Annotated in this window: 11 protein-coding genes; 10 read left to right on the top strand and 1 reads right to left on the bottom strand. The window is 48.0% G+C overall.

Annotation, left to right across the window (positions count from 1 at the left end; translation table 11 throughout):
* The first annotated feature begins 79 nt into the window (after window positions 1-79).
* Both AZ66_RS03380 and murC read left to right on the top strand, forming a co-directional pair.
* On the top strand, window positions 80-1,459 hold the full coding sequence (locus AZ66_RS03380) for a bifunctional folylpolyglutamate synthase/dihydrofolate synthase (protein ID WP_044353584.1): 1,380 nt from the start codon (window positions 80-82) through the stop codon (window positions 1,457-1,459).
* A 7-nt stretch (window positions 1,460-1,466) separates the two neighbouring features.
* Window positions 1,467-2,837, top strand: coding sequence for a UDP-N-acetylmuramate--L-alanine ligase (gene murC / locus AZ66_RS03375; RefSeq protein WP_082061434.1), 1,371 nt, complete (start codon window positions 1,467-1,469; stop codon window positions 2,835-2,837).
* Between the two features lie 160 nt (window positions 2,838-2,997).
* Here the strand turns inward: murC and AZ66_RS03370 are convergent, their stop codons facing one another.
* Window positions 2,998-3,225, bottom strand: coding sequence for a hypothetical protein (locus AZ66_RS03370; protein ID WP_021258024.1), 228 nt, complete (start codon window positions 3,223-3,225; stop codon window positions 2,998-3,000).
* Between the two features lie 177 nt (window positions 3,226-3,402).
* Between AZ66_RS03370 and AZ66_RS03365 the strand changes: the two genes are divergently transcribed.
* The 8 genes from AZ66_RS03365 (at window position 3,403) to minD (ending at window position 10,800) form a co-directional block, all read left to right on the top strand.
* Entirely contained in the window at window positions 3,403-4,767 is a 1,365-nt protein-coding gene (locus tag AZ66_RS03365) for an SPOR domain-containing protein (protein ID WP_044353583.1), read from the top strand.
* Between the two features lie 280 nt (window positions 4,768-5,047).
* Entirely contained in the window at window positions 5,048-5,656 is a 609-nt protein-coding gene (locus tag AZ66_RS03360) for a Maf family protein (RefSeq protein WP_044353582.1), read from the top strand.
* Window positions 5,657-5,822: 166 nt separating this feature from the next.
* Window positions 5,823-6,509 carry a RadC family protein gene (radC, locus tag AZ66_RS03355; protein ID WP_021254216.1) on the top strand — a complete coding sequence of 229 codons (687 nt, stop codon included), beginning with the start codon at window positions 5,823-5,825 and terminating at the stop codon, window positions 6,507-6,509.
* A gap of 43 nt (window positions 6,510-6,552) precedes the next feature.
* The gene (locus AZ66_RS03350) at window positions 6,553-7,587 is read left to right on the top strand and encodes a rod shape-determining protein (RefSeq protein ID WP_021254217.1); all 1,035 of its coding nucleotides are present in this window, start codon (window positions 6,553-6,555) and stop codon (window positions 7,585-7,587) included.
* Window positions 7,588-7,786: 199 nt separating this feature from the next.
* Window positions 7,787-8,689: a rod shape-determining protein MreC gene (gene mreC, locus AZ66_RS03345; RefSeq protein ID WP_036618686.1), complete on the top strand. Its 903-nt coding sequence runs from the start codon at window positions 7,787-7,789 to the stop codon at window positions 8,687-8,689.
* Window positions 8,686-9,213, top strand: coding sequence for a rod shape-determining protein MreD (gene mreD / locus AZ66_RS03340; RefSeq protein WP_021254219.1), 528 nt, complete (start codon window positions 8,686-8,688; stop codon window positions 9,211-9,213). Before mreC ends, mreD begins: the two co-directional genes overlap by 4 nt.
* A gap of 128 nt (window positions 9,214-9,341) precedes the next feature.
* The gene (locus AZ66_RS03335) at window positions 9,342-9,998 is read left to right on the top strand and encodes a septum site-determining protein MinC (RefSeq protein ID WP_021258028.1); all 657 of its coding nucleotides are present in this window, start codon (window positions 9,342-9,344) and stop codon (window positions 9,996-9,998) included.
* A 4-nt stretch (window positions 9,999-10,002) separates the two neighbouring features.
* Window positions 10,003-10,800, top strand: a complete 798-nt coding sequence (gene minD, locus AZ66_RS03330; protein ID WP_021258029.1) for a septum site-determining protein MinD — start codon at window positions 10,003-10,005, stop codon at window positions 10,798-10,800.
* Window positions 10,801-10,802: the final 2 nt, after the last annotated feature.

Below are 10,802 nucleotides of genomic sequence, written 5' to 3'. Positions count from 1 at the left end.
ATGTACGACCGATCCGGACGTGAGCGTTGTCTCATGCCGGTTCGGTCGTTTAATGACATCTGATAAAGGATGAGGAACTATGCCTACGACAAGCGAGACGGAAGCAACCGATTTTCCTTTTGTTCGGGTAGAAGACGCAATTGATTGGATTAATTCTTTAATTCCTTTTGGAATCCGTCCTGGATTGGATCGGATCGAACTGTTGATGGAGCGGTTAGGTTCTCCGCACCGTCGATTGAAGTTCATTCATGTTGCGGGCACAAATGGTAAAGGCTCGACCTGTGCGATGTTAACAAGTGTCTTGCTTGCTAACGGATATGATGTCGGCACATTTACTTCTCCTTATATTGAGAAGTATACGAATCGTTTAAAGTACAACAACGAGGACATTCCTGAAGATACGTTGCTTCAACTTGCGAACAAGCTGAAGCCGTTGGTGGATGAAATCGCGCAAACGCCGCTCGGTTCGCCGACGACGTTTGAAGTATCAACTGCGCTCGCCATTATGTACTATGCGACAGTGACGTTCCCGGATGTCGTCGTATGGGAAACGGGACTTGGTGGTCGGCTTGATGTAACGAACATCGTGACGCCGATCGTATCGATTATTACGAATATTGGCCATGATCATATGGACATACTTGGGGATACGATTGAGAAGATTGCTGCCGAGAAAGCTGGAATTATTAAACCGGGGGTGCCGGCGGTGACGACGGTGGAGCAGCCAGAAGCGCTTGAAGTGATCAGGCAGGCTGCGACGAAAAACCAATCTACGCTGTATGTCATGAACGAACAGTTCCGGGTGGAACTGCTCCATGCGATTGAAAATGAACAGAACTTCACATTCTTCGGCCCTTTCCGTACGATGGAAGGAATGTCGCTTACGATGAACGGGGCACATCAGTTGAAGAATGCGGCTGCCTCATTAATGGCGCTTGAAGTACTGCGACAATATATGGCTTTCATGTTAGAGGATGCTGCCACGCAAGAGGGTCTGAAGCGTGCAGCATGGCCAGGACGCTTAGAGATGATATGCGAGAAGCCTCGCATGCTGCTCGATGGAGCGCATAATCCGGAGGGAGCAGCAACGCTTGCACAAGCGCTGCGCGATACGTACCGTTATGAACGGCTTCATATTATGATGGGCATGCTATCGACAAAGCATCATCCCGATGTTCTGCGACATATACTACCTTTAGCAGATACCGTTATTTTTACAGAACCAGATTTCCGCAAGAAGATGGATGCGGAGAGCTTGCAACATATTGCCGGGCAGGTGATGGAGGGCGATATGCATCGTCCAACCATTCTTGTAGAGCCGGATTGGCATAAGGCTTTGGAACAGCTACAAGCGATGACAGAGCCAGGGGATTTAGCAGTAGTTACGGGGACATTATATCTGATTGCAGACGTTCGTTCTTTCGTCCTGCATCGGACCGAATCTGAAAAGGGTTGGTGAGTTCGTTTTGAATACGACGGAACATATTCATTTTATCGGCATCGGGGGCTATGGGATGAGCGCCATCGCTCGTGTCATGCTGGAAATGGGGTACACCGTCACGGGGTCCGATGTGGCCGAACAGGATTTGACGGAAAAGTTACGCAAAAAGGGAGCGACTGTACATATCGGGCATGACCCTGCCTATGTTCAGAACGCCGACACGGTAGTATACTCTACGGCTTGTCCGAAGGATAATGTAGAGCGAGTTGCAGCTGAACAGCAAGGGATTCCAGTCATTCACCGCTCACAAATGCTGGCGCACTTGCTGAATGCTAAGAAAGGCATTGCTGTAGCTGGTGCTCACGGGAAAACGACGACATCTTCCATGATTGCTTTTGTCATGGAACGCTGCGGCGTAGATCCGACTTATATTATTGGCGGCGAAGTGACGAATCTAGGAACGAATGCCCAAGCAGGAAATAGTGAATATGTAGTAGCAGAGGCGGATGAGAGTGATGGCTCCTTTTTGAATTATCACCCTCATATTGCGGTTGTACTCAACATAGAGGCAGATCATTTAGAGAATTATGGCGGGGATTTCGAGCGATTGAAGGAAGCTTATGTACAGTTCCTGTCTCAAGTAAGTGCGGAAGGATGCTCTGTATTGTGTGCGGATGATCCAATTGTTGGTTCTATGCTTCCGAACTTGGGCACAGGTGTTGTGACATACGGCATTGAGCAAGCGGCTGATTATACAGCCACTGAGATCATCGCGGAAGATCGCGGTATGATCTTTACGATGAATCATCAAGGTAAGGCACTTGGCACAGTACAATTGTCTATTCCAGGTACGCATAATGTGTTGAATGCAATGGCGACCATTATTGTGGCGATGCGTGCAGGCATTCCATTCGAACAGGCATCTGCTGCCATCGTGGACTTTATTGGCGCTAAGCGCCGTTTCCAAGTAATTGGGGAAGAGCAGGGCGTACTTGTTGTAGATGACTATGCTCACCATCCGACGGAGATTGAGGCAACACTTACTGCTGCCAAAGCAACAAACCGTCGTATTGTTGCCGTATTCCAGCCGCAGCGTTATTCGCGGACTTATTTCCTGTTCGATCAGTTCAGCCGTGCATTTGAGGGTGCAGATGAACTGATTCTGACAGATATCTACTCTCCAGCTGGGGAGAAGCCGATTGAAGGGGTACACTCTTCGAAACTGGTTGACCGGATTCGCGAAAACAGCAACAGCAACGCACAGTATATTGCGGATAAGAATGATGCATTAGAGCATCTGAAATCGATTGTGAAGTCCGGAGATTTGGTAATCACAATGGGTGCAGGTGATATTTGGAAGACAGCACGTGACTTAACTGAGGCATTGAAATCGTAGTATCTCTGACAGTGAGTCAGCAATGTTCAAATAGTGTTCCAACAGTGGAATGTAAGTCTGTAGACAACCAGAATAGCAAGAAAAGATCGAGCTAGGGGTCGGGATTTGGCCCTTCGTTCGATCTTTTTTTCTGTTGACTTATTGTCTTTGTCTGAGTGGATTACACAAGTCTAATAGCAACTACAGCTGCAAATAGAATACGACGAATAAAGAAAAAGCCCCGACGCTGTACACGTAATCGGAAGGAGATAAGCCCCGAGGATAAGATTCTGCCAACCAGTACTTCTCCAGTAAACAGAACGACAATTACGCGACGGCCGATATTTCGTCTAACGAATCGACGTACCTCAGCTGGGGTCAAACGGAAGTTGCTTTTCTTGCTTTTCATTCTATTCCCTCCTTTGCTGCGGGATTGTATATCATATGCTAGCGTTGCAAGATTTGATAGGACGCATATAGGAGGACGGACGCACTTTCTAGCCAATAATTTGTGAGGTAGGTTCTATTGGATTGGAATCTAGCATAAATCTACTAGTAACCAATAGGACAAGGTAGGTGTTCGGATATGACCAACATGCGAACGAAGATGACGTTTCGATTCGATGATTCCCATCCTGTGAAGGATAACCATGAGATTCAGGGCATAGAGGCGAGCAAGAAGAAAGAGCGGCTTACAGATTGGGAGGAGATGTCTGATGGTACGATTGTGAATGGGTCTCCAGTGGAGCGGGAGAGCGTATCAGAACGTGAAGAAAATAGTGAATCAACTCCTATAGAGAATCGGCATCATATAGAAAAGGTCGAAATGGATGCTCCGAACATTGATCGGGAACAAGAAAAGGTAGAGAGCGAAGATGAACGAGTGGAGCGCTGGATTCGGGAGTCGGATCGTCAGTCTGAATATGACATTCCGAAGAACGGTTATGCGGTTCCATCCTCTATTGAAGATCCTGCCTCTAGTTCACTTAGTGATCAAGGCGAGTTGTTGTGGCATGGTATTCATTCGCGTTCTCGCAAGCCCCCGGTGTGGAGAGTCGTTGCTTCCGTTGCAGGCGCGCTCGCAACGGGTGCCTTGTTCGGATTTCTCGCTCTGTCTCTGTTCAAGGGCGAAGTATCGATGCCTAATCCAAGTGATGCTATTCCAGTATTCGCGAATGATAAGCAAGGAAAAGGCGGAGAGCCAGTATCTCAGGATTCGGCATTGAACGAAAAGGGAGCGGTGAAGGCAGGGGATTTAGGAAGCAAGTCCTCATCTACTAGCAATGGAGGAAATTCGGCTGCAACCGCAGCAGGTCTGTATGTGACGGATGTGAATATTCCGGAGAAAGTGTTTTACATGCTGCAATATGGTGTGTTCGCTCAGGAAGAAGGGGCTCAGAAGGCAGCGACGGAGCTGAGAGAACTCGGGCTGGCTGCGATGGAGGAGAAGTCAGAGCAGCATCGCGTGTATGCCGCTATCGCACCTTCGAAGGAGGATGCGATGGGGTTGAGCGCGTTGCTGAAGAACAAGCAGGTGGATTTGTATGTGAGAACCTTGAACCGCCCAGCGATTACAAAGCTGGCATTTCAAGGTGACTCAGCCTCCGTGGAACAATTTTTAGGCCAAAGTGATGTAGTGAATGAATGGTTAATGTCTCAATCGATTGCGTATTTAGAAAAGACCAATACCGAAGCATTCACTCAAGAGATCACGGAACAGCTTCGGAAGGAGCATCAGAAGTGGACACAGCAAATGAGCGCCGTGCAAAAAGGGATTCCCGACCAGTCCAAGAAAGCTTGGACGGAGCTGGTTCAGAGCATGAACACAGCAATCAGTGCAGTGAATGAGTATAATAAGCAGCCTTCGTCCTCGCATTTATGGAGTATCCAGCAGGCGGTTATGCAATATCGGAATGCAGAGGCGGTTTGGTTGGGTTCGATGAAGGTGTAGCTGAGAGCGGAATAGATCACATGCCAATTATATTGTTGGGAACAGAGTCTTTTGATAGGAGCGCAGCTCTTTGAGGGGGCTCTGTTTTGTATATAAGAACTTGCATTCGCATTGTTGTGAGGGAATGGATAGAAAACTGCATGAATTTGGGATTGTTGCATAGATTACCAAAATTTGTTCATCTAAATCTTGCAAAGATCATCATTTGAATGTTTGTTTCGACAGCCAGTTACGCGTATAATAGAACAGTGTCAAAAAATGGCGAGGAGAGACTACGAAAATGAGTATATCCAAATTCGAGCGACCAACGATCGTAATGGCTTCCTCCTCACCACGGAGACAAGAGCTTGTCCGTTCACTCGGTCTTCCTTATGTCGTACATCCTAGCGATGCAGACGAGACAGTGGATCCCAATCTGGATCCTGACTGTATTGTTGAGACGCTGGCACTGCGCAAGGCACAGGCGGTAGCAGATGTCCGCAAGGCGGCTGGCGAGCACGGTATTGTCATCGGTTCAGACACCATTGTCGTCTTGGATGGCGAAGTGTTGGGCAAGCCAATGAATGAAGAGGGTGCGGTTCGTATGTTGACTAGGCTGCAGGGAAGATCGCACAAGGTGTATACCGGCGTGGCGATGATTGATGCAGCGGACGAACATACAGAAGTAGCGCATGGTGTTACCACAGTCCATATGAAGCCATGGACAGATGAACAGATACATCGCTATGTTGCAACAGGTGAACCAATGGACAAGGCAGGGGCCTATGGGATTCAAGGAATTGGCTCAACGCTTGTCACGCAAATTGAAGGCTGCTATTTCAACGTAGTTGGATTGCCGTTGTCGCTTGTTAGCGATATGCTGGCTTCATATGGCATTATCATCCCGTAATGGGCACCGCCAGTATGGAGCAGCAAGGTGCAGCAGGAATTGTAAATGAGATAAGATGAGTATGAAATGTTGAATGCAAGACGGTCCTAGGAACAGCGGATGCCGACAAATGGTGCTTCGTCGGTGCATGATGGCGACCGGACAATCGACTACAGGGGGTTGTAAGATGGGACATAGTCCACTTCTACGCGATCTTCCCCATGAAGAACGTCCGAGAGAACGCATGATGCAATATGGGGCAGAGTCATTAAGTCATGCTGAATTACTTGCAATATTACTGCGTACAGGCACGAGAAATGAATCGGCCATTACATTAGCGCAGCGAATATTGAATCACGTAGGACAGCTTCGGCATTTGCACGATATGTCTGTTACAGAGTTGACGGCGATTCGTGGTATTGGCGACGCTAAGGCACTGCAGCTAAAAGCAGGATTAGAGCTTGGACGCCGTATGTCGCGTTCTCGTCTTGAAGATGCACTGCAGGTACGACGGCCGCAAGATGCAGCCGATCTGCTTATGGAGTCGATGCGATACTATGACAAGGAACATTTTATTTGTTTGTTTCTGAATACGAAGAATCGAATTATGGCACAGGAGACGGTTACGATCGGAATCCTGGATGCATCTTTGGTACATCCCCGCGAAGTTTTCAAGGCTGCTCTGAAGTGTGGTGCAGCTTCCATCATTTGTGCTCACAATCACCCAAGCGGAGATCCAACACCGAGTCCAGAGGATGTAGCGCTTACTAGGCGGCTAATGGAAGCTGGAGAAATTGTTGGCATCGAACTGCTGGATCACTTGGTTATTGGCGATAACCAATATGTGAGTTTGAAGGAACGCGGGCTCATGTAATATAATGATTGAGATTGAAGGTTATAAAAAGGAGATTAACATCATGTTGGGTGGCTTTACGAAAGATTTAGGTATTGACTTGGGAACTGCTAATACATTGGTCTATGTACGCGGTAAAGGTGTCGTCGTGCGCGAACCGTCTGTGGTAGCAATCCGCACAGATTCGAAGACGATTGAAGCGGTAGGAGAATCAGCGAAAAATATGATTGGACGTACGCCGGGGAATATCCGTGCAATCCGTCCAATGAAGGACGGCGTCATCGCTGACTTCGACACAACTGCTACTATGATAAAATATTTTATTCGGCAAGCTCAGAAGCAGCGTTCGCTGTTTCCGCGTCATCCGAACGTAATGGTATGTGTGCCTTCTGGTATTACTGCTGTTGAACAGCGTGCAGTTGAAGATGCTACGAAGCAAGCAGGTGCTAGAGAAGCTTATACGATTGAAGAGCCGTTCGCGGCAGCAATCGGTGCTGACTTGCCTGTATGGGAACCAACAGGAAGTATGGTCGTTGATATTGGTGGCGGTACAACTGAAGTAGCGGTGATCTCCCTTGGAGGTATCGTGACATGCCGTTCCGTTCGCGTTGCAGGCGACGAAATGGACGAAGCAATTATTCAATTCATTAAGCGCCAATACAACTTGATGATTGGTGAGCGTACAGCTGAACAGCTGAAGATGGATATCGGCTCGGCTATGGGGCTTGATGAAGAAGAGCAGATGGAGATTCGCGGTCGTGACTTGCTGACAGGTCTTCCGAAGCCGCTCACGATCTCCTCGAACGAAATTACAGATGCTTTGGCAGATACAGTGAGCTCTATTGTTGAAGCTGTTAAGGTAACATTGGAGAAATGTCCTCCTGAGCTTGCAGCTGATATTATGGATCGCGGTATTGTATTGACAGGTGGGGGCGCTTTGCTTCGCAATTTGGATAAGCTGCTTGCTCGTGAGACTGGCATGCCGGTCATCGTGGCAGAGAACCCGCTTGATTGCGTAGCGATTGGTACTGGTCGCGCGCTTGACAATATTCATTTGTTCAAGGGACGCAGCAGCTCTGCGCTTCGTTCCAAACGATAAGAATACGCCCATGAGGGAGTCAGATACCCGCGTCGATTCGTTCCAACGACGCGGGCATTGTTATCACTGAAGGTTGCTGCCAAGTCTGAAGCTTGCCTGATGCTTGGGCATAGGCTTGTAGGAACGACTTCATGATGGCAAGTGGACATCGTGAGCGACCTCTTTTCTGAGGGAACGAGTACCTCTTTACGATGAGAAGGTGTTAATACTGTTTAAGCTTCTGGGGAACAAACGTTTATTTTTGATGTTGTTTGGCCTTATTTTGTTTATTGCGTTAATGGGGTTTACATTAGGCGGACGCCTAAACCTTACTTGGCCAGAGAAATTTGTGCATGATACGGTAACCTTTGTGCAGCAAATATTCTACAGACCGGCATCTTATGTATCGAATTTCGTGAAGGATGTCTCCAGTCTGAAGGAACTGCACGAAGAAAATGAGCAGCTGAAGACGATGCTCGCACAATATACAAGGGATAAGGCCTACTACAATTCGGTTGCGGCGGAAAATAAGAGACTTCTAGACGATCTGGAGTTTACGGAGCGTCAGAAGCAGATGAATATGCCTTATAAATACCGAATTGCACAAGTGACGTCGATCAATGTGGCCGATCCATTTAACCAGACGTTGAACTTGAACCTCGGCTCGAAAAATGGAGTTCGCCAAGGGATGCCGGTTATATCGACGGAAGGCGTTGTTGGGATTGTCAGCCGCGTATTCGAATTCTCCTCCACAGTCCAGTTGTTGACGAATATGGATGAGAAGGATCCGAACTCACCAGCAATATCAGCTACTGTGCTTGGCAAGGAAAACAAGTCTTTCGGCGTGATTGAGTCTTATGACCACAGCAGTGGTACGTTCTTAATGACACGTATTCAAGAGGATGATGAGCTGGAAGAAGGAGATACCATTGTATCGTCCGGCCTTGGTGGCTCATTCCCGAAAGGTCTCGTTCTCGGCCAAGTTGTATCGCGGCAAGTAGGGGATATCGGATTGACGCATTCTGCTACGGTTAAGCCTGCTGCAACCTATCGTGACTGGCGTGAGTTGTTCATCGTTATCACACCGGACATGAATGAGACAGGGAAAGAGGCGCAGCAATGAATCGAAACTGGATGATCGTATTTATGTTCATTCTCTTCCTGCTGGAAGGTTCGCTGCTGCCTGTATTTATTCCAGATGCGTGGCAAGGAAGGATTGTCCCGCAACTGGTATTCATCGTAATACTGTATCATGCCGTATATCATCATCGGCATGCTGCGTTGATGATGGGATTGGGATTCGGGTTTCTGCAGGATATTGTATATTATGGCCATATGCTGGGCCCACACACATTTAGCATGGGGCTGCTCGGATATTTGACTGGATTACTTTTTGCGTCTCGCAACACATCCATGATTACGATGATAATCATTTCGGTATTCGGCAGCTTTGCCTATCAGACGATGCTGTATGCAGCTTACAGACTGTTTGGCTTGCATGGAATGACATTCGAATATGCAATATTCGATTTTATGATTCCAAGCTTGATTGTACAGCTTGTCTTCTCGCTGGCCATATATGTTCCGATGCGAAGATGGTTCGACCATTTGTCTGGGAAGAAGTCTGCCGAAGATGAACAGGGGTGATAGCCGTCTTGGAACATGTTTCCAGACGGCTTATGCCTTTTTGTTATCGATAATTTCTTTTTCAACCTGGTGTTGCAGGAACTTTCCTCTTCCATCTCGAAAAAGATAAAATTGGGGAGGGACCTTTCATGACGGCCAAGCCACTGGTAACGATTAAAGGCATGAAGGACGGCCTGGTGTTCCTGCTTGACGATAAGTGTGAATTTGCAGTCTTGTTGGGCGAATTGCGCGACAAGCTTGACCATACACCGCATTTTTTCGACGGACCGATTGTATATGTCGATGTCAAGTTAGGAGCCCGCGCTGTGACAGACGAGCAGAAGACAGAAGTGCTGGATGTGCTGCGTCAGCGGGGGAATTTACTCGTACGTTCGATTGGATCTTTTGAGGACAAGAAGGCGGAGCAGAAGGGGTATCGTATCGAGACGAGAACCGGTATGGTCCGTTCTGGACAGGTGCTGCGCCACGAAGGTAATTTATTGTTTTTAGGAGATGTCAACCCTAGCGGAATGATTATATGCACTGGCGATGTAATGGTCCTAGGAGCGCTGCGTGGAATGGTTCATGCAGGGGCAGAAGGAGAGCTATCTGCCGTTATTGGGGCCGCGTTATTTGCACCGACGCAACTACGCATCGGGGAAATTATTAGCAGACCGCCAGATGAATGGGGTGTAACCCAATCGCATATGGAATTTGCTTATGTGCATGAAGGTGTCATGCAAATTGATAAAATCTCGCAGCTACATCGCGTTCGCAAGGACATCAATATGTTCAAAGGAGTGTAGAAGGATGGGAGAGGCAATCGTCGTCACTTCGGGCAAAGGCGGTGTCGGCAAGACGACGACATCCGCGAATATCGGTACCGCGCTTGCTTTGCTCGGCAAAAAAGTGTGCATGATCGATACAGATATCGGTCTTCGCAACTTAGACGTCGTGATGGGGCTTGAGAATCGTATCATCTATGATATTTGCGATGTTGCGGATGGCCGTTGCCGATTGAATCAAGCGCTTGTGAAGGACAAGCGGTTTGATGAGTTGTATATGCTGCCTGCCGCTCAGACGAAGGACAAGTTGGCAGTGTCTCCAGAACAGATCAAGGATATCGTTCTGGAACTGAAGAAGGACTTCGAATACGTTATCATTGACTGTCCAGCGGGCATTGAACAAGGATTCAAAAACGCGATCGCAGGAGCAGACCATGCCATCGTTGTTACGACGCCTGAGAATGCTGCGGTTCGTGACGCTGATCGGATCATTGGACTGCTGGAGAATTCGGAAGTCTCCTCACCGAAGCTGATTGTGAACCGTGTGCGCGCCAACATGATGAAGAAGGATGGCGGCATGCTTGAGCTGGATGATATTTTGCAAGTGCTCAATATCGATTTGCTAGGCGTTGTTCCTGATGATGAAATGGTTATTAAAGCGGCTAACTCTGGTGAACCTACGGTCATGAATCCAGATGCGCCTGCTGCTGTGGCTTATCGGAATATCGCGCGCCGCATCCTGGGGGATACAGTACCACTGATGCCGCTTGAACAGAAGAAAGGCGTGCTAGACCGTGTGAAGAAGTTTTTTGGAATGGGATGATT

Source organism: Paenibacillus sp. E194 (genome assembly GCF_000935845.1).
Lineage (GTDB): Bacteria > Bacillota > Bacilli > Paenibacillales > Paenibacillaceae > Paenibacillus_B > Paenibacillus_B alvei_B.
Note: the sequence above shows the minus strand (reverse complement) of the source record. Positions and strands in the feature narration are given on the sequence as shown.